General features: G+C 32.4%; 16 protein-coding genes, 2 tRNA genes and 1 rRNA gene. 6 read left to right on the plus strand and 13 right to left on the minus strand.

Features of this window, described 5'->3' with window-relative positions:
- Window positions 1–4: 4 nt before the first annotated feature.
- The 3 genes from ACFPTQ_RS13070 to ACFPTQ_RS13080 all read right to left on the minus strand — a co-directional run bounded on the left by ACFPTQ_RS13070 (window position 5) and on the right by ACFPTQ_RS13080 (window position 7,584).
- The gene (locus ACFPTQ_RS13070; protein ID WP_379777969.1) at window positions 5–1,483 is read right to left on the minus strand and encodes a RagB/SusD family nutrient uptake outer membrane protein; all 1,479 of its coding nucleotides are present in this window, start codon (window positions 1,481–1,483) and stop codon (window positions 5–7) included.
- 11 nt (window positions 1,484–1,494) lie between these two features.
- Window positions 1,495–4,539 (minus strand): SusC/RagA family TonB-linked outer membrane protein, encoded by a 3,045-nt coding sequence (locus tag ACFPTQ_RS13075; RefSeq protein WP_379777970.1) that lies wholly within the window; start codon window positions 4,537–4,539, stop codon window positions 1,495–1,497.
- A gap of 243 nt (window positions 4,540–4,782) precedes the next feature.
- The gene (locus tag ACFPTQ_RS13080) at window positions 4,783–7,584 is read right to left on the minus strand and encodes a helix-turn-helix and ligand-binding sensor domain-containing protein (RefSeq protein WP_379777971.1); all 2,802 of its coding nucleotides are present in this window, start codon (window positions 7,582–7,584) and stop codon (window positions 4,783–4,785) included.
- Window positions 7,585–7,778: 194 nt separating this feature from the next.
- Here ACFPTQ_RS13080 and uvrA point away from each other — a divergent pair, with 194 nt between their 5' ends.
- The 3 genes from uvrA (at window position 7,779) to ACFPTQ_RS13095 (ending at window position 12,336) form a co-directional block, all read left to right on the plus strand.
- Window positions 7,779–10,565, plus strand: a complete 2,787-nt coding sequence (gene uvrA, locus ACFPTQ_RS13085) for an excinuclease ABC subunit UvrA (RefSeq protein ID WP_379777972.1) — start codon at window positions 7,779–7,781, stop codon at window positions 10,563–10,565.
- A 227-nt stretch (window positions 10,566–10,792) separates the two neighbouring features.
- A complete protein-coding gene (locus ACFPTQ_RS13090; protein WP_379777973.1) occupies window positions 10,793–11,893 on the plus strand; it encodes a sensor histidine kinase in 1,101 nt (366 codons plus the stop codon).
- 8 nt (window positions 11,894–11,901) lie between these two features.
- Window positions 11,902–12,336: a response regulator gene (locus tag ACFPTQ_RS13095; RefSeq protein ID WP_379777974.1), complete on the plus strand. Its 435-nt coding sequence runs from the start codon at window positions 11,902–11,904 to the stop codon at window positions 12,334–12,336.
- 65 nt (window positions 12,337–12,401) lie between these two features.
- On the opposite strand, the gene ACFPTQ_RS13100 is transcribed toward ACFPTQ_RS13095, so the two are convergent.
- From ACFPTQ_RS13100 to ACFPTQ_RS13120, 5 genes are all read right to left on the minus strand, one after another.
- A complete protein-coding gene (locus tag ACFPTQ_RS13100) occupies window positions 12,402–12,698 on the minus strand; it encodes a hypothetical protein (RefSeq protein ID WP_379777975.1) in 297 nt (98 codons plus the stop codon).
- A gap of 130 nt (window positions 12,699–12,828) precedes the next feature.
- A complete protein-coding gene (locus tag ACFPTQ_RS13105) occupies window positions 12,829–14,295 on the minus strand; it encodes a polysaccharide biosynthesis C-terminal domain-containing protein (protein ID WP_379777976.1) in 1,467 nt (488 codons plus the stop codon).
- 7 nt (window positions 14,296–14,302) lie between these two features.
- Window positions 14,303–15,592, minus strand: coding sequence for a glycosyltransferase family 4 protein (locus ACFPTQ_RS13110; RefSeq protein ID WP_379777977.1), 1,290 nt, complete (start codon window positions 15,590–15,592; stop codon window positions 14,303–14,305).
- 45 nt (window positions 15,593–15,637) lie between these two features.
- On the minus strand, window positions 15,638–18,079 hold the full coding sequence (locus tag ACFPTQ_RS13115; RefSeq protein ID WP_379777978.1) for a YfhO family protein: 2,442 nt from the start codon (window positions 18,077–18,079) through the stop codon (window positions 15,638–15,640).
- A gap of 44 nt (window positions 18,080–18,123) precedes the next feature.
- Complete coding sequence (locus ACFPTQ_RS13120; protein WP_379777979.1) at window positions 18,124–18,411, minus strand: DUF4834 family protein; 288 nt, start codon at window positions 18,409–18,411, stop codon at window positions 18,124–18,126.
- Window positions 18,412–18,532: 121 nt separating this feature from the next.
- Between ACFPTQ_RS13120 and ACFPTQ_RS13125 the strand changes: the two genes are divergently transcribed.
- Window positions 18,533–19,489, plus strand: coding sequence for a transporter (locus ACFPTQ_RS13125; protein WP_379777980.1), 957 nt, complete (start codon window positions 18,533–18,535; stop codon window positions 19,487–19,489).
- A 16-nt stretch (window positions 19,490–19,505) separates the two neighbouring features.
- Entirely contained in the window at window positions 19,506–20,624 is a 1,119-nt protein-coding gene (locus tag ACFPTQ_RS13130; protein WP_379777981.1) for a GTP cyclohydrolase, read from the plus strand.
- 76 nt (window positions 20,625–20,700) lie between these two features.
- Here the strand turns inward: ACFPTQ_RS13130 and ACFPTQ_RS13135 are convergent, their stop codons facing one another.
- The gene (locus tag ACFPTQ_RS13135; RefSeq protein WP_379777982.1) at window positions 20,701–22,875 is read right to left on the minus strand and encodes a DUF5723 family protein; all 2,175 of its coding nucleotides are present in this window, start codon (window positions 22,873–22,875) and stop codon (window positions 20,701–20,703) included.
- 132 nt (window positions 22,876–23,007) lie between these two features.
- Complete coding sequence (gene prfA, locus ACFPTQ_RS13140; RefSeq protein ID WP_278036107.1) at window positions 23,008–24,084, minus strand: peptide chain release factor 1; 1,077 nt, start codon at window positions 24,082–24,084, stop codon at window positions 23,008–23,010.
- Window positions 24,085–24,399: 315 nt separating this feature from the next.
- Between prfA and ACFPTQ_RS13145 the strand changes: the two genes are divergently transcribed.
- On the plus strand, window positions 24,400–24,876 hold the full coding sequence (locus ACFPTQ_RS13145; protein WP_379777983.1) for a DUF6265 family protein: 477 nt from the start codon (window positions 24,400–24,402) through the stop codon (window positions 24,874–24,876).
- Between the two features lie 100 nt (window positions 24,877–24,976).
- Here the strand turns inward: ACFPTQ_RS13145 and ACFPTQ_RS13150 are convergent.
- From ACFPTQ_RS13150 to rrf, 3 genes are all read right to left on the minus strand, one after another.
- Window positions 24,977–25,062: transfer RNA gene (locus ACFPTQ_RS13150), tRNA-Leu, on the minus strand.
- A gap of 7 nt (window positions 25,063–25,069) precedes the next feature.
- Window positions 25,070–25,142: transfer RNA gene (locus ACFPTQ_RS13155), tRNA-Phe, on the minus strand.
- Between the two features lie 65 nt (window positions 25,143–25,207).
- Window positions 25,208–25,316 (minus strand): 5S ribosomal RNA (gene rrf / locus ACFPTQ_RS13160).
- Between the last annotated feature and the right edge of the window lie 15 nt (window positions 25,317–25,331).

Genomic DNA, 25,331 nt, shown 5'->3' on the forward strand with positions numbered 1-25,331 from the left:
TTTTTTAATAATTAGGATTTTGTTCCCAATTTCCGTTAGCAAATTGAATTTCTTCAATTGGTATAGGAAATACTTCATTTTTATTAGCTGTAAAACCAGGAATCTCCTGAGCTGCTTTTCCAGTACGAACTAAATCAAAGAAACGATGTCCTTCTCCTACCAGTTCTACTCTTCTTTCTGCCCAAATAAAATCAGTTAATGCTGCACCTGAAGCTGTAATATTATGATTTGAATCACCAAATGCGCGTTGTCTTACTTGATTTAAATATTGTCTGGCTCTATCGTCACTAATATTTCCTCTGTTTAAGGCTTCAGCTGCCATTAATAACACATCAGCATATCTAATTGATCTGTAATTATTAGGATTGGTTAAATTCAAATCACCTGCTGCTGATGAACTCCTTTTTCTAGGAATGTATTTTCTATTAAAATAACCGGTATGTTTGTAACCTTCACCATAAGTTGCTCCTGTTTTTAATGCCCAATCTTCAATATCTAAAATAGCTACATCTTTACGTTTGTCGCCTACTTCAAATGCATTTACAACTTTAGCTGTTGGCACATTAAAGCTAAACCCAGAAGTAAACAAAGTACCTGTATAATTTCGTGGCCCATTAAATCCTACCGCAACGTTTCCTTCACTACATTGTAAACAACCAAAACCAGCTCCTTCAATGTCTGTATATTGTATTTCAAAAACAGACTCTGGACCATTCTCTCCTTCGGCTTCAAAAATGGAATTGTAATCTGATACTAAAGTATATTTTTGCATACCAATTAGTGATTCTAATGCTGAAGCGGCATTGGTAAATTTATTTTGGTACAAATAAGCTTTACCCAGTAATGCTAGAGCAGCACCTTTTGTAGCTCTTCCTTGTTGTGAAGCTGTAGGATTTAAATTTTCTGAAGCATAAATTAAATCCGCTTCAATGGAAGCATACACATCGGCAACTGGTGAACGAGGAATTGATTTTTCATCACCAATTTTAAAACGGGCATCCCCTTTTAAAGGAATTGCACCAAACCATTTTACCAATTCGAAATGATAGTAAGCTCTTAAAAAACGAGCTTCTGCAATAATTTGTGTTTTTCCCTCAAAGTTGGTTTTATCTTTAAATTCCAAAATATAATTTGCTCTGTTGACACCAGCAAACATCCAATTCCAAATATCTCTAAGATTACTATTTACAGGAGTATGGATCATGTCGTCAATTTGTTGAAATCCAATAACATCGTTTTGACTTTCACCACCTGAAAGTGTATTGTCTGATGCAATTTCACCTAACATAACATTCACATAACTCGATTGAAGTGGGTCATACGCAGCGATTAAAGCGTTTTCATAATCCGTTTTTGAATTGAAATAATTTTCAGAGTCAATTGAATATGCGGGATCTCGATTTACAAACTCATCGCTACATGAAACAGTAAGCATTGAAAAGATAGCTACTACTGCAACTACTATATAAGTGTGATTTTTCATCTTGATGGGAATTAAAAATTAATATTAAGCCCTAATAAATAGGTTCTAGGTATTGGATAAAAACCATAATCGATTCCTCCTCCAATAGGGGCACCGTTAGAAGCTCCTGGATCAAATCCTTTATACTTAGTAAAAGTGTAAAGATTATTCACCGCTGCATACAAACGCAATTTGCTCATGAAAGCTTTTTCGGAAATTTTAGGATTTAAAGTATATCCTAGTTGAATATTTTGAATTCTCAAATAAGAAGCATCTTCAACAAAATAATCAGAGAAAATATTATTAGCGGTAGCACCTGTAGTTACTCTTGGAACTGAATTACTTGTTCCCTCACCAGTCCATCGGTCTAAAACGTAATTTAATCTGTTCGCATCTGAAAGCACGCGCTCATAATTTCTCACCATATCATTCCCAACCGAAGCAAATGTATACAACGCAAAATCAAGGTTTTTATAATTCATTTGTAAATTGAATCCCATTGTTGCATTAGGAATTGGATCTCCAATATTAGTACGATCACTAGTATTAATTACCCCATCATTATTTACATCTACAAATCGAATATCACCAGGTGCGGCATTAGCCCCTAATGCTATTTGAGAAGGATGTGCATCAATTTCGGATTGATTTTGAAAAATACCATCTGTTTTATATCCATAAAAATAACCTATTGGTAATCCTATTTGCATTCTAGATGGTGCAGGTTGTCCTACTCCAAAAGCCCCTCCTTCAATAAAACCTGTACCGTTGTTTACTTCTAACACTTTATTTTTCAAAAAGGTTACATTGTAGCCAACACTCATATTAAAATTATCCGAAAATGAATTTTTATAATCGATAGCAAATTCTAAACCTGAATTACGCACTGTACCAGCATTAACAGTAGGTGCAGAAGATCCTGGCGCATTATTTCCAGTAATTCCAGATACAGGAATATTAGGGATCAATAAGTCTTTACGTGTATCAATAAAATAATCAGCAACGATAGAAATTTTGTTAGAGAACAATTTCATATCCATACCCACGTCAAACTTTCTGGCTTCTTCCCATTTTAAATCAGGATTTGCAATTTGACCGATGGCTCTTCCGTTAGCTAATGCGCCATCAAAAACATAAGTTGCCTCACCTGTTAGTAAACTTACATAACCATTATTTGGAATCTGATCATTTCCTAAAGTACCATAACTCGCTCTTAATTTTAAGAAATCAATTTTTTTATTTGTTCCAAAGAAACCTTCATCAGAAATAACCCAACCTCCAGTAAATGATGGAAAATATCCCACTTTGTTACCCGGTCCAAATTTTGTTGAAGCATCACGTCTAAGCATAGCCGATAACAAATACTTGCCTTTGTAATCGTACTGCATTCTTCCAAAATAAGAAAGACGTCTTTCATCATAAGCATAGGAACTATTCGTTTTGGCTTCAAGAACTCCTGTTGTCAAAGAAATATCTGCAAAATCCCATGAATTATTAGGAACATCATATCCTGTTGCAAAAAGGCCATTACCCCATTCTTTGAAAATGGTATTCCCTAAAGTAGCCACAAAACTATGATCTTGAATTTTCTTAGTGTAGGTTGCAAAAAGGTCAAAAGAATAATTATTATCATTCACAGCTCCTTGATTAACAGAACTTCTGTTTACATCAAATACTTTTCCACCATAACTAATTTGCTTAGAAAAATCTTTAGATTTACTGTTAGAAGTATTGAATCCCATTGAACTTGATAATACAAGACCATCAACTATTTTATATTCTAATCCAAAATTTCCATTGATCTTTTTAAAGCTATAATCGTTATAAGTATTGGCAATTTGAGCTAATGGGTTGATAATTTCATTCCCTAATCCTGGTGTATTAGGAACCAGGGTAAAATTCCCATTAGTATCATAAGGACTCAAGGTAGAAGGCACATTCAAAGCGTTAAACAAAACTGAACCTAAACCATTTTCATTCAAAGACTTACGATTAAAATAAGTATAAATCACATTGGTTTTAAATTTTAAAGATTCTGAAACATCTGCATTTAACCCAATGCGTGCTGTATTTCTTAAAAATCCTGATTTATTCTCCCCCACTATTCCTTCTTGGTCAATGTGAGATCCACTTACTGAATATGTAATTTTATCACTTCCTCCAGAAATGGATAAATCGTGATTGATAACAGGCACACCCGTACTCATTACTTCATCTTGCCATTTTGTTCCTTTTCCTAAACCATTTACATTTGAATAAGGTAATGTTTTACCTCCATTAGCATAACTTTCATTAAGAAGTAATGCATATTCGGTAGCGTTAAGTAAGTTTAGTTTTTTTGATGATCCTTGGAATCCAGCATATGTATTATAAGAAACTTTAGTTTTGGCATTCTTTTTTCCAGATTTTGTTGTCACTAAAATAACCCCATTTGCACCAATAGTTCCATAAATTGCTGCTTGAGCATCTTTAAGTACGGTAATAGACTCAATATCATTAGGATTTAACAATCCTAATTCGCCCACATAACCATCAATAATGGTTGTAGGTCTATTTTCACCATTAGTAGCAATACCACGAATTCTAATATCTAGAGCAGCACCCGGAGCTCCTGATTGTGTAGTTACATTTACACCCGAAAGTGTTCCTTGTAAAGCTTGTTCAATTTTAATAGGTTTTAAAACTTCGAGTGTTTTATTATCTAAAACACTTACCGCTCCAGTAACCTCTCTCTTTTTTTGATTACCATAACCAATAACAACAACTTCATCTAGTGTTTTTGCATCTCCTTCTAGCGAAATATTCAAAGCCGAATTAGATTGTGTTACTTTATACTCTATCGTTTTGTAACCAATAAAAGTAAAAGTAACAACAGAACCTGCAGGAACTCCCTTCAAGGTAAACTTACCATCGATATCAGTGGTAGTTCCTTTGTTGCCATTTTTAACTTGAATGTTAACACCTGGAATAGACAATTCCGTGTTTTTTTCTTTCACAGTTCCTCCGATGTCAAAACTTTGGGCAAAACTCAAAGTAGAGAACATCAAAAAAACAATTAATAGATAATTTGATTTCATATGGTTGTGTTTTTTATTGTGAATGATAAAATTACTAGCTAAAATCAATAACAAATTAAAAATAACCCCTACAAAAAATATACAACAAAAATAAAAGTGGTTTTATTTGCAGATAATTCAATAAAACCCTTAAAAATCAAGAAAAGCTTAATTGTTAATTTCTCTTTAAAAACCTTAAAAAAACTACTACAAATGTTAAATGTTGTGGTGTTGTATAGTTTTTTAGCCCTTAAAAAAAGAGAGCTATACACTTAAGATATACTCAACTAGACCTTGTTCATGAGATAAATCCATTTTTTTGCGCAAACGATATCGTTTTATCTCTACACTTCTCACTGAAATATTCAATAAAGGAGCAATTTCTTTTGAAGATAAATTAAGTCGTAAATAAGCACATAATCTCAAATCATTAGCTGTTAAGGAAGGATGGGCTGCTTTCATATTTTTCAAAAAGTCCTTATCGGTTTTATTAAAAGCCTCTTGAAAAATACTCCATGAATCTTTACCCGTGATATTTTTATTAATGGTAGAAATAACTGTTTTAATGCTTCTGCTATCACTTTCATCATTGTTTTTCAAATCTTTTTGGATAAAAGCTAATAATTCATTTTTACTATGCAAACTCATAGTAGAAGCTGCCAGTTCTTTATTGATTTCATCAACGTCTTTAGATAACTGTTCGTTTTTTAATCGCATTAACTGCTGTTCGTTTTCTAATTCTTTTATCTCCAACAATAAATTATTTTCTTCTATCAATTTTTCTTTTTGACGTTGATAATACTTATTGTATTCTTTATGAATTATTCGAACAGCTATAAAACCAAGAATTAAATAAATAATAATAGCTAAATTAGTGGCATACCAAGGCTTAAGAATTGTAAATGTATAGGTTATGGTATTGTCTAATTTTGAATTGGCAAATTTTGCTTTTACTTTAAAAACATAAGTCCCTGAGGGTAAATTTTTAAAATTCACAAAAGATCTTGCGCTCCAATTACTCCAATTCTCTTGAAAACCCTCTAAAATATATTGATACTCAACATTGATATATTTATTATACTCTGGAACGGTGTAGGAAAAAGTGATATTATTTTCGTCATGTGGAAAAACACCTTTGTCAAAAATAGGATTAGCATGCACTGCACCATCAATTGTATTGGAACTAATATTTGAAATTGAAACTTTATAGTTCTCAAATGCCAGTTCATTAATGTTCATTGTATAATAACCATCAGTCGTACCAAAAAAATAAGTTGAAGGTGATAACTGAGTCAAATTTTCATACCCTAACATCGAATTAGTCAAAGATGCTGGTATAGGGATGCTATTTCGTTTTAATTTATTAACCAATTTATTCGAGACATAATAGCTAATATAATTCTTAGAAAACAACCAAATTCTATTAGAGTTATCGACAATCATTTTACCCGAAGTGTATTCATCTTTTTCAAAAACCGAACTCAAAACAGCTTCTTTACGAAATTGTTTAGTGCTATTATCTAATTTAAAAACACCTTCACGGTTTGCATAATAAATAGCATCGTTATATTGTATCAAACTTGCATTTTTTCCTTTTTTAGGATTCTTATAGGAAAACTTATCATTAAATACTTGAAGATTCGCATCGGTTTTTAATCTAAAAACACCTTTATACTCATGACTTACATAAATTTCATAATTCTTGGTCATTTCAAAATATTTTGAAGAATTATCAAATCCTTTAATTTTATTTCTAAAAAGCCATTGATTCCCTTTTTTTTCTAAAACCGATATCCCATAATAATTACCTTGAAGTAAGCGGTTTTTAGCACCAGGAACTTTACTAAATTTCCAAGTACCCGATTGCGAAAAAATATAATTTGCAATCCCTTGATCGACTATGAAAGTACCCAAATCGTGTCCACAAAACAATGTCCCATCATAAACATACAATGACCATACTTGTCCCTTAGTCCCTTTTACAAAAGTAAAATCGTCATTACTTTGATAGTCTTTATAAAACAACCCCTGATTAGTGCCCAGATATAATTTGCCTTTATACAATTGCGAAGTGTACACTGTACCTAAAGCACCTGAATCATCCACAAAAGTTTGTATAGGCGAATTAAGATTAATACAATTAATCCCATTATCAAGACCAACCCATAGATTTTTTTCTTTATCTTCAAATAAAGAGAGGGCCGTATTATTACTCAAACCTTTCTTTTGCGAAATATGATATTTCTTTTTTCCTTCTTTTGTAATTATAAAAATACCATTAGATATTGTTCCTAATGCGTAGCCACCATCAGACAACGCAACCCCACTATAAACACTCTCTTCTGAAAAATCAGCATCGATATCTGTTGGAAATCGCTTTAACTCTTTTCCTACCAAGCTAAAAAAACCTGCTTTTTGAGTCAATATCAATAATCCATCTTCTTTCTCAAATACATTAACAATCCTGTTTTTCTTCAATTCAGAATGGGCCGCAATTAATTTACTACTACCGCCTTCAATTTCAAACAATCCTTGATTGCTAGTCTGGTAATAAATAGCATTTTTTGTTCTAAAAGCTTTTACTATATAATCATTAGGAGCTATAATTTTAAAACTATTGTTTTGTGAATTGTAGATATAAATTCGATTTAAAGATTGAAAAATAACCCATTGATCATAGGATAATATGTTCCAAAATTGCTCATCTTCTAAAATTTTTGATTTTATACCTGCACTCAAAGAAGTATAACTCAAGAGTCCGTTTGATTTTCGTTTCCAATAACCAAATTCCATGTAACTTCCTGTATAAATTCGGTCTTGAATCACCTTCACTGATCGAATAATCGTTTCGTTAACAGATGGATACAATTTCCAATACGAACCATTAAATTCTAAAAGGCCTTCATTATTAGCGAAATACACAAACTGATTCTGATCTTGAGAAATCATCCAATTTTGATTTCCAGCTCCGTAAGTACCTGGAACATATTTCACAATAGGCGGTAAATCTTGTGAAAAAAGCGCAGCATTGAAGAGAATGAATAGAAATATAATTTTTGTTTTCAAGGTTAAGTCATTTTTTGGTTTACTGTAAATTTAAAACAAATCTGAATAAATGTACAACAAACTAAGATTTATAATCTCAAAAACAAATACGATTTCTTCTTCTTGAACCTTTCCGTTTTAAATTAAAATTGGCAATAAACCCTACTATATCTCCCCATAAAAATGATTACTTTTGTACAAATTGCATTTTTTATATGAAAGTTGACATTTCTAAAATAGATCCCAAGAAAAATATAATTATTAAAGGCGCCCAAGTTCATAATTTAAAAAACCTTGACGTTGTAATTCCCAGAAATAAATTAGTAGTTATTACAGGACTCTCGGGTTCAGGAAAATCAAGTTTAGCTTTCGATACTTTATATGCCGAAGGGCAGCGCCGTTATGTAGAAAGTTTATCTTCCTATGCGCGTCAATTCTTAGGCCGATTAGACAAACCAAAAGTAGAATATATCAAAGGAATTGCTCCTGCTATTGCTATTGAGCAAAAAGTAAACACAACCAATGCGCGTTCTACTGTAGGAACATCAACCGAAATATACGACTACATCAAATTATTATATGCTCGAATAGGACGAACATTTTCGCCAATATCGGGGCGTGAAGTCAAAAAAAACACTGTTAGTGACGTTATCAATGATGTAAAAAATCTGGAACTTAACAGCAAATGGTTACTTCTGGCTCCAATTCATCTGGAAGAAGGAAGAAAATTAGAAGACAAATTAAAAGTTTTATTGCAACAGGGATTTTCCAGAATTTTAGTCAATAATGAAACTCTAAGAATAGACGAAATAGACCAACATTCTTTAGACAATAAAGACGTCCTTTTAATCATCGATCGAATCGTAGTCAAGGAAGAAGAAGAATTCTTTAACCGATTGGCCGATGCGGTCCAAACTGCTTTTTATGAAGGCAAAGGAATCTGCTATTTACAGGAATTGAATGCGGATAAACGAATGGAATATTCGAATAATTTCGAATTAGATGGAATTACATTCTTAGAACCAAATTTGCATTTATTTAGTTTTAACAACCCTTATGGTGCTTGTCCTGTTTGCGAAGGTTATGGAAATATCATAGGGATTGATGCCGAATTAGTAATTCCAAACACAAGTTTATCAATATATGAAAACGCCATTTTCCCTTGGAGAGGCGAAAGCATGGGTTGGTACCGTGACCAATTAGTCAATAACGCTTACAAATTCGATTTTCCAATTCACAAACCTTATTTTCAGTTAACGGATGAACAAAAAGAACTCATTTGGACTGGAAATGAATATTTTCAAGGATTAAATGATTTTTTCCAAGAACTGGAAGATAAAAATTATAAGATACAAAATCGCGTTATGTTATCGCGATACCGAGGAAAAACCAAATGTCAGGCTTGCAAAGGGAAACGTTTACGTCCAGAAGCTTCCTATATTAAAATTAATAGCAAAACGGTTTCGGAATTAGTTGACTTACCTATTCGTCATTTAGTTGATTTTTTCAAAAGCATTGAGCTTAACAAATACGAAGCACAAATTGCCAAACGATTATTAGTTGAAATCAATAACCGATTGTCGTTTTTAAGTAATGTTGGCTTGGATTATTTGACTCTCAATCGAAATTCAGCTACCCTTTCTGGAGGAGAATCGCAACGAATTAACTTAGCCACTTCATTAGGGAGCAGCTTGGTAGGTTCCATGTATATTTTGGACGAACCCAGTATTGGTTTACACCCAAAAGACAGTGAACGTTTAATTAAAGTTTTGTTGTCGTTACGTGATTTAGGCAATACGGTTATTGTCGTAGAACATGATGAAGATATCATGAAAGCGGCCGACATGATTATTGATATTGGTCCTGAAGCAGGAACTTTTGGAGGAAATTTAGTTGCACAAGGGAGTTTTGACGAAATTTTGAAGTCGACTTCTTTAACTTCTAAATACTTAAATGGTGATTTAGAAATTTCCGTTCCTAAAAAACGTCGACCTTTCAAAAATTTCATCGAAATAAAAGGAGCGAGAGAAAATAACTTACAAAATATTGATGTCCAATTTCCGCTAGATGTACTTTCGGTGATAACGGGAGTTTCAGGAAGTGGAAAAAGTACTTTGGTTAAAAAAATTCTTTTCCCAGCTTTACAAAAAAAATTAGATCATGCTGGGGAAAAAGCAGGACAATTTAGTGAAATGACTGGTTCTTTTTCGCATATCAAACACATTGAATATGTCGATCAAAATCCAATTGGAAGAAGTTCTCGATCGAATCCAGTAACCTACATCAAGGCCTATGATGATATTCGTGAATTATTTGCAAAGGAAAAATTATCTAAAGTAAGAGGTTACCAAGCCAAACATTTTTCTTTTAATGTCGATGGTGGACGATGCGAAACGTGTAGCGGTGAAGGAACAATTAATGTAGAAATGGTTTTTATGGCTGATGTACAATTACCCTGTGAAACCTGTAACGGCAAACGCTTTAAAAAAGAAGTTTTAGAAGTTGCTTACGAAGGCAAAAACATCAATGATATTTTGACAATGACTATTGATGATGCAGTACACTTTTTTGGCGAACACAAGCAAAATAAAATCTCGCAAAAATTAAAACCTTTACAGGATGTGGGTCTTGGTTATGTACAATTAGGTCAATCCTCTTCAACGCTATCGGGTGGAGAAGCCCAACGTATCAAACTGGCTTCTTTCTTAGTTAAAGGCGCAACTAAAGACAAGGCTTTATTTGTATTTGACGAACCTACGACTGGATTACATTTTCATGACATCAAAAAACTTTTAGCTTCCTTTGATGCATTAATTGAAAAAGGACATTCTCTTTTAGTTATTGAACACAATCTCGATTTAATAAAATGCGCCGATTGGATTATTGATCTGGGACCTGAAGGAGGAGAAAATGGCGGACAGCTATTAGCGGTAGGAACTCCTGAAGAAATCATTAAAAACAAAAAATCTATTACAGCTCAATATCTGAAAGACAAACTGTAAAATTTTATATTTTTTTTAATACACTTTCTTGAAAGTCTTTTCTAATTTTGCAACTAATTTTTTTTTAAATTAATTATAAATTTTAGATTTAAAAAGCTAAATCAATTTACTTTTAAAAGAGGCTATATTTAAAGCTAGTTTAAAGAAACAAATAGTAAACACAAAGACATTTGTGTAAAAATAATACCCAAATACCGCCCCAAAGCAGGTAATAGATTAGCAATACAATGATACTTAGCCAAAACGAAACTCAAAAAGAAAATTTAATTAAACTTATTGATGAATTAAAAGATTATGCCATCATCCTCTTAGATTACGAAGGAAATATCCAAAACTGGAATACCGGAGCTGAAAGAATTAAAGGATATTCATCAGAAGAAATTATAGGTAAAAATTTCAGATTGTTTTACACAAAGGAAGACAAAGAAAACTACAAACCTGATTTACTAATCAGAAGGGCCAAAATTGAAGGTGTCGCAAATGACGAAGGCTGGAGGGTTAGAAAAGACGGAAGCCGATTTTGGGGTAGCATTACCATAAACGCAATTCATGATGACGAAGGTAATGTTACAGGATATGGCAAAGTTACACGAGACCTTACTGCTAAAAAACACGCAGAAGAACAACTACAAAAGCATTTTATTGAAATTGAAAATAAAAATAAAGAGTTAGAACAATTCGCTTATATTGCTTCACACGACTTACAAGAACCTTTAAGATCGCTCACTAACTTTTCAGAACTTATAAAAAGTGAATACCAAGGAAAAGTAGATGAAAACCTTGATATCTATACTGAATTTATCTACGGAGCCTCCTCTAGAATGCGCGATCTTGTAAAAGGGTTATTAGACTACACCCGAATTGGAAAAGAAAAAGAATTACAAGAAATAGATTGTAACAAAATAATTTCTGATGTGCTCATTGATATGAACTTCCTGATCAAGGATAAAAAAGCAACAATCACTATAGACAAACTACCCCAAGTACAAGGATACGGAACAGAGTTAAGATTACTTTTTCAAAATTTAATTGGTAATGCGTTAAAATATGTAAAAACAGATATTACTCCCTCAATTCATATATCTGTAAAAAACCAAGAAAAAAATTGGACTTTTTCTATTCGAGATAATGGTATTGGAATAGATAAAAATTATCAAGAAAAAATATTCCAAATTTTCAAACGATTACACAATCGAAATGAATATGAAGGTACTGGAATTGGATTAGCACACTGCAAAAAAATAGTAGAACTTCATGGTGGAATCATTTGGGTTGAATCAGAAGGAAATAATGGTTCAACATTTTATTTTACTATTCCAAAAATATAATTATTACTATGAAGAAAAAATTAAATTGTATTCTATTAATTGATGACGATGCGGCAACCAATTTTATTAATCGCAGAGTGATTGAAAAAGCAGACATTACTGAAAACATTTTTACCGCTTTGAACGGAAAAGAAGCAATTAATTTCCTAACCAACAAAGGAAATCATCAAAAAGAGGAAGATGCTGTATATCCTCAACCTAATTTAATTCTTCTAGATATTAATATGCCTATTATGGATGGATGGGAATTTCTAGAAGCGTACGAAAAATTAGACGAAAATCAAAAAAGCAAAATAATTATTGTAATGCTTACCACTTCATTTAATCCTGACGATAAGACGAGAGCCGAAAAAATTGAAACAATATCGGGATTTAAAAACAAACCTTTAAGCGCTGAAATTCTTAACGATCTAATTAAAACTCATTTTCCAGAATATATTTAAAGTTTTAACCCTCAAAAAAAAACTCTTTAGATTTACTAAAGAGTTTTTTTAACTACAACTATATTCTAATTGTAGCATTCTTCTTCAAAAAGTTTTCCATCTTCATCTATCGCGATGATTATCTTCTTTTCTTTTTTTGCTTTGTACGATTTATAAATCCAAGGAATCGACCACAAACCAAAAGTAGCACAGGATATCCAAAAATTCAAATTGTGATTAACTTTACTAGGTTTTTTCGAAAGCACAACAAATGGTAACTTGTTATTAACCTCTTCAACCACAAAACCTTTCTTAACTTTTTGATCTAAAACACGAGATAACAATTTTGAGTTCTCATTTAAAATAACTGTATTGCTTTCCATAATTAGAGGATTAAATTAAAAAATTAAGTTTTAAATTAATAATACAAAACTTACCGCAAAAATAATGCCTTTATGATAAAAAATCAATACCCACTTTTGGTGATTAACATTTAAAAAAACATACTTCTTACTATTTTCTAAATAATTTTTTAACAACACCATCCAAGGCTTCGTTGATTTGTGTAGAAATAAGCAGTTTATAATTCAAATAAACATAAACTACACTAACAATAACCGACTTTAAGAGTATCGCAATAATACCATTTACAGGAAAATCCCAAAAATAAAAAACTCCAAATAAAACAAGAGTCAAAACAAGAGAATAAAAACTTTCTTTAGTAAAAGGATATAAATCCAATCTTTTCTGGACGAAAATTAATTTGGCCAGACTATACAAAATAACAGATAAAAGTATTGCTATTGCCGAGCCTAATATTCCATACAGTGGAATAAAAATCATATTAAGTCCTACGGTTAATAATACGAGAACTACTCCTAAAAACAATACTGTTTTATAGTATTTTGTATTAAAAATAATAGCCAAATTATTTCCTAAAATTAAATCAATGTATTTAGAAAATCCTACTAAGAAAACAACCCATAATCCACCACTGTATTCTTCAGGAATCATTTCATACAATTTGTTAATGTTCACAAAAATACAAAGCATTACATAGCCACCTACGATTTGTAAATTGATAGATGTTTTTTTATACAAATCATCCAACTCATCGTGCTTTTCCTCGTGCATTAATTTAGCCGTAATGGGATAAGTAATTTGGTACATGGCCTTACTAGGAACTGAAATCACCAATGCAATATAAGTCGCAACAGAATAATAAGCGATATTTTCAATTTTAATGTACTGGTTCAACATCAATTTATCGATATCCAATAACAATGTAGCCACTCCACCCGATAAAATAATATAAAAAGTGTACTCGGCAATGGCTTTAACATTATGAGGGATAGCTAATTGAAAATGAGGTTTTTTTAAGTAAAAAGCATAAAACATAGTTATTATACAAGCCAAAAAATAGGTAAAAGCTGTAATATAAATAAACTGTAGCGGACTAATATAATCGTAATACACACCCACTAAAGTAAGTAACGACAAAAAGCGCAAACCTACTTCTTTGATAAAATTTCCAAAAACAGAATGCATATGAACCCTTGCCCAGGCGTAAAATATCTCAAAATAAGCCATACAAATTCCAATGAACGGAATAAACCATAAAAATTCTTTAACAATAGGATTTACCTTCGATAAATAATTGGATATATCTCCGTAAAAGAATAAAAAAAGAAGCAACAAAGGAATAGATAACACTAAAGGTAGTAAGACTACAAACGACAAAAATGTAGACTCTTCTTTTTCATTCTGACATTGAGAAAAGAATTTCACCAAAGTATTCTGCATACCAAAAGCTAGTAAAGGCATAATGATAGCCGACGCCGATAAAAGATAAGTGGTTAATGCATAATAAGTACTTCCTAAAAAATGAGGATAAAAATAGATGGTATTGATTCCTCCTATGGCAAAACCAATATAAGTAACTATAGTATTTTTTAAAGACTGATTTAAAACAAGCCCCATATTTTTTTTAGGATTTAAGAAGTAATGAAGTAAGCTCCTGTGTCAAGTTCTTTCTCGAATATTTTTGTAAACCTACTCCATGAGATTGCAATTTACCCTCTAAAAATTGGGTGTAATATCCAAAAATTACCTTTTTTAATTTTTCCTTTTCAGAATAATCAAAAAACACTCCAGTGTTAGTCCCTGTGATAATCTCATCAAAATCCGAACCTTTTGGCCCTAGGGCAATAATAGGACGATTTGAAACCATATATTCAAATAATTTACCTGGTAGGATACTCTTAGTCTCTTCGGAATCTATTTCTATCAGCAATAAAACTTGAGATTTTCTTTGCTGAACAATAGCTTCTTCATGGGATACATAACCTACATTATTCAAATAATCATTCAAATCAAATGCAGTAATACTTTCCAAAACTTCTTGACTAACTGCTCCTATCAATTTGATTTCTAAATGTGATTTGAATTCAGGAATTTCAGCTATTAATTCTACTAAAGCTTGCCATAAAATTTTTGGATTTCTAGCTGAAAGAAATGAACCTATGTGCGCCAAACTAAATCGTGTATCAAGAGGTTGTTTTTCGACATTCTCTACATCATAACCATTCGTAATTACTTCAATTGGTTTAGTAGTCAAGGCTTCAAACTCCTTCTTAGTAGTCTTACTGGTAACGATAATAGTATCGGCAGTATTTAAAACTTCCGATTCTAATTGTTTGTGTTTGTGAGCCGCAAAATCTGACAAACGCAAGGATTTATGATAACCTATCGTTGTCCATGGATCTCTAAAATCGGCAAACCATTTCAGATTTAATTTATTTTTTAATTCTAACCCTATTAAATGTAAGCTATGTGGTGGTCCTGAAGTTACAATAGTATCAATATTATGCTCCAAAATGTATTTTTCCAAATAAGCCACAGATGGTTTTACCCAAAAAAAACGAGCGTCAGGAATGAATAAATTACCACGAATCCACAACAATAGTTTGTCTAAAAAAGATTGTTTTTTTTGATTCGGAATAATACCCGAATTCATTTTCTTGGTTTTATTCTTTGACAAAAAAGAAGCCAATTGATAGGGTTCAAATATTTTTTGTTTTAATATTATCACCTTGTCCGATACATCCTTTACTAAATTTTCATCTACAATAGGATAGGTTGGATTCTCAGGAATGTAAACAATGGGTTGGATACCAAAATCGGGTAAATATTTCACAAACTTTAACCAGCGCTGTACTCCTGGCCCTCCTGCTGGTGGCCAATAATACGTGATAATAAGAACTTTTTTTGGTTCCAATACTCTAACTTTTATTTTTTTAAAGAGAAAAAGGCATTTACAATTTTAAATCTTCTTTTTTCGCTCGTAATAAATTCCAGCTGCAAAAAAGATTAACATTGTCACACTACTTACGAGTGTAATTGTACTTCCTGTTTCAATTACTTCAGGTTCAAATTTAAATTCAACCGTATGAGATCCTTTAGGAAGCATCATAGCTCTTAGCACATAATTAACTGGGAAATGTTCTGTTTTAACGCCATCAACATAGGCATTCCATCCGTATGGATAGTATATTTCGGAAAAAACAGCCAATCCTTCATTTTTACTCTCTGAAAAATATTTAATATAATTCGGTTTGTAAACTCGCAATTGAATCGTACCTGTTGTATCTAAATTATGTTTCAAACTTGCGTTTTTAAACTTAGATCTATTAGCTTGAATATTGAAAACCGCCACTTTCTTAGTATTAATATTATCCAAGGCTTTCATTTCAGCATTAGCATTATTAACTAATTTAACATCATTAACAAACCATGCGTTTCCATTAGCGTCAGGATTTACAGTTGGAAATTCCTTACCCTCCTTATCTGTTTGAATTACATATTTTACATTCAACATGTTTAAAATTTCCATATTGTTTTTGGTAATTTGGTAATCAAACAATTGTTGCATTCTACGAGGTTTTGCAGCATGATAACCTCCAATTGATTTATGAAAATACGAAGCTCTAGCACTCGAAAAATTCCCGTTAATTTCAAACACACGGTAATGTGCGGTATCTCTTAAAATTTGAGCGTCAGAAGCTGTTTCTTGAAAAGGCATATCCACTTCCCTACTACTCACAAAATCCTTATCTGAAACGTATTTTCTATCTACTAAGAACAAATCAGATACCATGATTAATCCAATCAAAATGATAGCTGTTTTTTGAGCCCATTTTTCTTTAAATAGCATCCATAATACTCCAGCAGTTAAAATGATAAAGAATCCTGAACGCAACAAATCGGCGCTGTACATTGTTTTTCGATCACTCTTAATGGCATCTACAAAACCAGGACCATAACTTTGAGCCATGTAACTATCTCCAGCCCCAGAAAAACTAAACATTCCTTTGCATAAAAATAAAATTACAATAGTCCCCAAACCTATAGCTGCCGACTGCCATAATCCTTCCCATTGCTTTGCTTTATCAGCCTTGCAAAAAGAATGTAACCCCATAACAGCCAAGACAGGAAAGCATAACTCTAATACAACTTGAATTGACGAAACCGCTCTAAACTTGTTATACATCGGTACGTAATCAATAAAGAAATCAGTTAAAACTGGAAAATTTTTACCCCAAGAAAGCAATAATGCAACTCCCGCTCCTGTAGCAAAAACATACTTTATTTTTCTTTCGTCTATCAGTAAGCCCAATATAGCTAAGAAGAAAACTACCGCACCTATATATGCAGGAGCAGCCACAATAGGCTGGTCACCCCAATAAGTAGGCATCCCTTGTTTAGCATAATCAATAGCTTGGGCTTCCGTAATATATTGCCCTTCGGAAATTTGTTGTTGTTGAAGAAACTGAACCATTGCTGATTCTTTGCTTAAGCTTTCATTATTAGAACCTCCAAAAAGACGAGGTGCTATCAAATTGAAACTTTCGGCAATACCGTAACTATATTCGGTAATATAATCACGTGTCATGGCACTGGTATCCGTATTTTTAGAACCATCAGGATTAAAAGTCAATTCGCTTTTCCCACGAGTACTAAACTTTGCATATTCTGCAGTAGCCATTAAATTAGTGGCGTTAACTCCAATAGCTAAAATTCCTGCTATTGCTAATACGCCTACAGAAGTTAAAAGCGCTTTATATTCTTTTACTTTTATAAATTGGAATGTATAATAGGCCGAAAGAATCAATAACAAAATCAACAAATAATAGGTCATTTGAAAGTGATTCGCATTGATTTCTAAAGCCGTTGCAATCATTGTAAGCAATCCACCAGCAATATATCTCTTATTATAAACCCAAATAAAACCTGCAACTACCAATGGCATATAAGCAATTGCATGTGCCTTAGCATTGTGTCCTACTCCTAAAATAATGATTAAATATGTTGAAAATCCAAAAGCAATTGCTCCAAAAAAAGCTTTTAAAGGATCCGTTTTTAAAACTAAAAGCAGTCCATAAAATCCCAAGAAATACAAAAATAAATAATCAGCTGGACGCGGTAAAAAACGTAAAAAATGATCAATTGCTCCAATAAAATCATATGGATATTTAGCCCCTAATTGATAAGTTGGCATTCCGCCAAAAGCAGAATTAGTCCAATATGGCTCCGCATTTTCAATGGCTCGAAAATCATTTTGCTCTTTAGCCATACCGGTATATTGAGCAATATCCGATTGAAAAATTTGTTTCCCTTGAAGTACAGGATAAAAATAAATTAGAGAAACTAGAACAAAACCAAGAATGGCAATAGCGTGCGGATAAAACTTATTTATTATTTTCAATTTTCGAGAATTTTATTAAAATATGAATCGTATGTGGGACAAATTTAATCTATTTCTTCGTAATCCACATAATCTCCTACTTTTTTAGTCTCTCGTGGTTTTTTCACATTATCTGTATTATAAATAATGGTTTCACCATCATTCTTTCTTTGCCAAGTATCCTGATATTGATACTGGCGCTGTTGTTGCTGATGCATATTCTCACTTGCTTTCTCTACCACTTTTTTGATTACGACTGGCAAAAACAATTTTGCCAAAAATCTAAAAATGTAATAGAAAGATATAATGATAAATAATGTTCTTAAAAATCCTGAAAAAGACGCAAGTTGCATAATCAAATGTTTTTTTAGCAAATTTAACAAATACTAGATTCAAAAATGGATTATCATTCTTAAATAAATAATAAAATATAGTACTTTTGGAAAGCTTAATACTTATAAAATCCAAATCACCATGCCTAAATTCAAAATTTTATTAGTTACAGCTATTAGCCTAGTTACAAATTATAACTTCGCACAACATACCGACGAAATCAATTCGAACAGACCTGGTGAATCCATGTCAGCTTACGCAGTCGGTAAATCAGTAATCCAAGTAGAAACAGGTATTTACGGCATTAATGAAAACCATCGTTTATTAGGCTATGATGCCAATGGTTATGGACTAGATCTTGATTTACGCTATGGGTTTTTGATGGAAAAACTAGAAGTAATTGCAAATATTCAATATCAAAAACAAGATTTTGTTTCCGCCTTTGACCAATACTCAAAATCCAATTTAAAACAAACAGTTTTGGGTGCTAAATACCTTCTTTATGACCCTTTCAAAAATTATGAAAAAAAAATAAATGTATACAGCTGGAAAGCGAATCATTCCTTTGACTGGCATCAATTAATTCCTGCTGTATCTGTTTATGCTGGAGCAAATTTTACGATGAAAGACAATCCGTACTCATTTTCTCCAGAAGCTATAATTTCACCAAAGGTAATGTTAATAACCCAAAATCACCTAGGTGATGGTTCATGGGTTTTTGTGACAAATATTATCGCTGATTACCTCACTACAGACTATCCTAGCTACGGATATATCATTACGCTAACAAAAGGTATAAGTAAAAAATGGTCTGGGTTTATTGAAAATCAGGGTTACAAAAGCGATTTTTACAGCGATGCCATTTTTCGAGGTGGCGCAGCCTTTTTACTAGGCAAAAACATGCAAATTGATGCTTCAATAAGCCATAATCTAATTAAAGATACTCCAACCGTATTTTATGGAGGAGTAGGATTTTCATGGCGATACGATGCAGGATACAAAGAAGTCAAAGTCGATTTAGACGACAGCCCATCAAAACCGAGATCCGTAAGAAAAGCAGCCCGAAAAGATCAAAAACGAAGAGACGCTATACAATAAATGATAAAAATTAAAGATGATAACAATAAAAGAAGCTAAAACTAAAAAAGAACTGACCGAATACATAAAATTCCCTTTTTCGTTATACAAAGACAATGAATTTTGGGTTCCACCAATAATAGCTGACGAATTAGCCTCTTTTGACAAAACTAAAAATCCCGCTTTTGAAAATGCCGAAGCTTATTTTTACATTGCATACAAAGACGGAACAATTGCAGGACGCATAACAGCAATCATAAATTGGGCAGAAGTTAATGACCAACAAAAAAGAAAAGTTCGTTTTGGTTGGTTTGACGTCATCAACGATATCGAGGTAACAAAAGCCTTACTAGAAAAAGTATACGAATTAGGAAGAAAACATAATCTGGAATACGTAGAAGGCCCTATGGGTTTTTCAAACCTTGACAAAGTAGGCGTTCTTACTGAAGGCTTTGACCAACTAGGAACTATGATTACATGGTACAATCATCCGTATTATGCTACTCATTTTGAACAACTAGGTTATGTTGTAGAAAAAGAATATATTGAGAGTAAATTTCCATTTTCAAATGTAAATCCAGAATTTTTCCAAAAAGCAAACGAATTAGTAAAAAAGAGATATCAGTTAACTCCATTAAACTTCAAATCTACAAAAGAAGTAATGCCTTATGTAGATAAAATGTTTGATCTTTTCAATGAAAGCTATTCTAAATTATCTTCATTTGTTGCGATTTCTGATGTACAAAAAGAATATTTCAAAAAGAAATACATCAGTTTTATTAATCCTGAATACATTAAATTTATTGAAGACAAGGACAAAAATATAATCGCTTTTGGAATTGTAATGCCTTCTTTTTCTAGAGCTTTACAAAAAGCAAATGGCAAACTATTTCCTTTTGGTATATTTCATTTATTGAAAGCTAAAAAACAAAGCAAAGACATGATCTTTTACTTAATTGGCATCCATCCTGAATACCAAAACAAAGCAGTGACAGCAGTAATTTTTAACGAATATTACGAAACTTTTAAAGAAAAAGGAGTTGAAAATTGTTTCAGAACACCTGAATTAATAGACAATGTAGCCATTCACAACATTTGGAAACATTTTGACCCAAAAATACATTGTCGAAGAAAAACATTTAAAAGAGATTTATAAAAAAATCCACATAAAACTTGAGAAAAAAATAGGCTATCAGAAAATGATAGCCTATTTTTTATAAATATGATTTTATTTATTTAACTAGAATAATTTCAACTCTACGGTTCTTAGCTCTTCCTTCAGCTGTTTTATTTGAATCTATCGGTTTAGTGATACCATATCCTTCAGAAGAAAGCCGATCAGCACTAATACCTTTAGCAATTAAATAATTTTTAACTGCAGCGGCTCTATCTTTAGACAACTGAAGATTTTTAGCAGCAATACCAGTACTATCTGTATGACCTTCTAATTTAAAATTAGCATTAGAATACTCGTTCATAACTTTTACAATTTCATCTAACTGAACATTTGATTCTGGTTTAATAGTCGCCTTTGAAGTATCAAACAAAATTGATTTAGAGAAATCGTTTAATTTCTTGATAACTTCTTTGGTAACCTCAGGACAACCATTATTTGCAACGGTTCCTTTTACTTTTGGACATTTATCATCTTTGTCTAACACTCCATCTCCATCAGTATCAGCCCAAGGACATCCAGCGTTTTCTTTTGGACCAGCAACAGTAGGACATTTATCTGCGTTATCTAAAACACCATCGTTATCTTTATCTCCCCAAGGACAACCTGAATTTTCTTTAGGTCCAGCAACAGTTGGGCACTTATCTTCTTTATCTAACACACCATCTCCATCTTTATCTTCCCATGGACAACCTTTATTTTCGGCAGGACCAGAAATAGTAGGACATTTATCATCTTTATCTAATACGCCGTCTCCATCTTTATCTTCCCATGGACAACCTTTATTTTCAACTGGACCAGCCACTTCTGGACAAACATCCTCCTTGTCTACAATTCCATCGCCATCTTTATCTTTAGCCTTTTTTTGATATACAGGAATTTTTACTCCAAAATAAACATCTGCCGCTTTTGAACTTTTCGAAAAAGCATTAGTTACTATAGAACCCGAACCAACAAATAAGATTCCTGTTCTTAATCCAAATCCAACCAGTGCTTGTTTACTATAATCCATATACGAAATAGGAACATAAGCACTAAACCATCTTGATTCAAAACGAGGAGTTAAACTTAAACGATTTGCTATACTATTTTGATTCAACTTAGATTTATTTACTACACTTATATCAGCATTAGCATTCAAATAAAATTTATTATGAATATTCCAATCTAAATCTGTATGTAAAGCTGTTGGTAAAAACGATTTCACAGTTCCATTGACAAGAGTATGATTAAAATTATCTTTCATAAACTCATCAAAATTGTCTGCATTGTCAAAATCAGCCACAGTAATTGGAGTTGGACGTGACAAAGACGGTCTATTTAAATCATAAATATTACGAACCCCTTTATCATAATTCATAGTACCAATATCTGTTACCGAAATACCAAAACGCAATTTGTATTTATTTAATTCTTTTAAATCGTTGATATCTGCTCTGTCAGCAGTATATTCCGGTCTCCATTCGTAAACCAAACCTAAATCAACCCCAAAACCTTTTGAATTAGAATCAATTTCAATATCCGAATTAGTAGCAAAATCCTGACTTGAACCATAAATAGCAGTACCTGTTGTAGTATAAGTACTTGTAACATCTGAACCTGTATCAGTATAAGCTACAGTTACATTAGTTCCCTGAAAATGATAATTAGCAACACCTTGTAAATATTTAGCAGTAATACCTCCTTTCAAAAAATGTTGTCCTCTTTGAAACAATACGGCTGCATAAGTAAGTCCTAATTCTCCCCATGAATTGCCAACAGCATTTGGACTTCCTAAATTAGCTGAAGGAAAACTTGCAGAATTATCTTTGGTTAAATCATTAATTACTTTTCCATTGACATCAATTACATTTAAAAAAGACCTACCTCTTGTAAATAAAGCTATCGAATGTTTTGGGGTAATATTAAACATAAATGAAGGCCCCATAACATCAGTATTGAAATAAACATTGTTTGCTGTACTAAAATCTTTCTTTGCTTCTAAATCAAAATCATAACCACTTTTAAAAGCATCAAAAACATTCACCCCATACATATCATTACCTACCGCAGCACTCAAAGAAAACAAATTAATATCTGTTTTAAAACGAGAATCAACTATAGATGCAGGATTAAACAAAGTACTATGAACACCCGCATAATTATCATGGCTAAAACCAAGATAGGACTGAGCATTTAAATTAGATAAACCAACCAATGCCAATAATGAAAGATAAAAACTTTTCTTTTTCATAAATTCAATTCATTTTTATTAATAATTTGGAGCAAAAAAAACACCTAATTTACAAATGCAAATTAAGTGCTTTTCAAATAAATCTTACTAAATAAATTAGTCTTTTTTTAACAAATAATAATAAATTAACGTTTAGAAAACTTCACTGGCTTCCTTTAACTTTTCGGTATTGTTAACTAGCTGTAACTCATCAACTATCTTCTGAATATCACCATTCATAATGTTCCCTAAATCATACAAAGTTAAGCCTATCCTGTGATCTGTTACACGACCTTGAGCATAATTATAGGTTCTAATTTTAGCCGAACGGTCTCCCGAACTTACTTGTGAACTACGTTTTTTAGCATCTTCTTCTTGTTTTTTTGCTAATTCCATTTCATACAAACGAGAACGCAACACGGTAAAGGCCTTATCTTTATTTTTATGTTGTGATTTTTCGTCCTGGCACTGAGCAACTAATCCAGTAGGAATGTGTGTCAAACGAACTGCAGATTTAGTTGTATTTACCGATTGTCCTCCAGGTCCAGATGAACAAAAGAAATCAATACGAACATCATTCATATCTAGTTGCACATCAAACTCTTCTGCTTCTGGCAAGACCATAACGGTTGCTGCAGATGTATGAACTCTTCCTTGTGTTTCTGTTTGAGGAACACGTTGTACACGGTGAACTCCCGCTTCAAACTTCAAGGTTCCATAAACATCTTCCCCTGTTACTTCAAAAATAATCTCTTTGAAACCTCCTGAAGTTCCTTCATTCATATCTACAACCGAAGTTCTCCAACCTTTACTCTCACAATATTTAGTATACATTCTAAATAAATCGCCGGCAAAAATACTCGCTTCATCACCACCAGTACCAGCACGAATTTCAACCATCACATTTTTAGCATCTTCAGGATCTTTAGGAATCAACATAAATTTGATTTCATCCTCAAGCAGTGGCAATCGCTCTTTGGCTTCATCTAGTTGCATTTTAGCCATTTCAACCATATCTGCATCACTACCATCAGCAATAATTTCATTAGCTTCGTCAATATTAGCCATTAAAAGAACATATTCATCTCTTTTTTCAGCCAAAGCCTTAAGATCTTTATATTCTTTATTCAACTGCACATAACGTTTCTGATCGGCAATAACATCTGGTTGGATAATCAAATCCGAAATCTCATCAAAACGCTGCTTTACTATTTGAAGTCTGTCTAACATAATTGTATGTCCTTATAATTGGAGTGCAAAAATACAAAAAAGATTGCACAATTTAGATTCACTAATTCAGATTTTTTCTGGAGCATTTTCCTGCTGTCCGCTATATTCCTTATTAAAAAAACTACGGCTAAAAAGCCTTGTTTTTCTAAATAAGGAGATGCCGCTTCCATCAGGGCTAGGCAATAGTTTTCAAACGATTACTAATCTTCAAAAAACAGCTTATCTAAAATCATTTTTACACGAAAAAACTAAAAATAATAAAGCTAAGCTGTATTTTTATTAATTTTGTTTAACCATATAATTAACGACTCCAATATGAAAAAAATTCCCATTATATCCTCTATATTACTAATTACATCAGCTTGTCAAAAAACAACAGATAATGAAAAACTTTTAATAAAAAATTCTAGTTGGCTATTAGGAAGCTGGGAATACAAAACAAATACTGGCACACTTACTGAAAATTGGACAAAAGTAAACGACAGTACTTACAAAGCTTTATCTCTTTTTATTAAAGATAAAGACACTATCCATTATGAATCAATAATTTTACAAGAAAAAGAAGAGACACTTACCTACACTACAACTATAAAAGGACAAAATAACGAAAAACCTATTAGCTTTAAAATGAAGGAAGAAGTAGAAAAGGGACTTGTATTTGAAAATTTAAAACATGATTATCCTCAAAAAATCAGTTATCAAAAAACAAACAATGGTATAATTGCCGAAATTTCAGGAGTACAATCTGGTAAAGCTTCATCAGAAAAATATATTCTTCACAAAAAAAACTAAGTACTCAACAAAGACTATCTATGTTTTTGTGTATCGTTATTTCAGGACGGAACATAATAATATAAAAAAAACCTCAATTAGAAAACTAATTGAGGTTTTGTACTCAGAGCGGGACTTGAACCCGCACGAACATTGCTGTTCACTGGATTTTAAGTCCAGCGTGTCTACCAATTTCACCATCCGAGCAGTAATGTGGTACCTCCAGGGATCGAACCAGGGACACATGGATTTTCAGTCCATTGCTCTACCATCTGAGCTAAGGTACCTCATACTTTTAGAAAACTAAAAGTTTGAATAAAAAACCCTATCCGAATTGAATAGGGTTTTCAAAGAAAGGCGACGACATACTCTCCCACAAAATGCAGTACCATCTGCGCAGGCGGGCTTAACTTCTCTGTTCGGGATGGGAAGAGGTGAGCCCCGCCGCAATAACCACCTTAAGGTCATTCGCTGCA

The sequence above is a fragment of the Flavobacterium sp. GCM10022190 genome (genome assembly GCF_042656445.1).
In the GTDB taxonomy this organism is placed as follows: domain Bacteria; phylum Bacteroidota; class Bacteroidia; order Flavobacteriales; family Flavobacteriaceae; genus Flavobacterium; species Flavobacterium nitratireducens.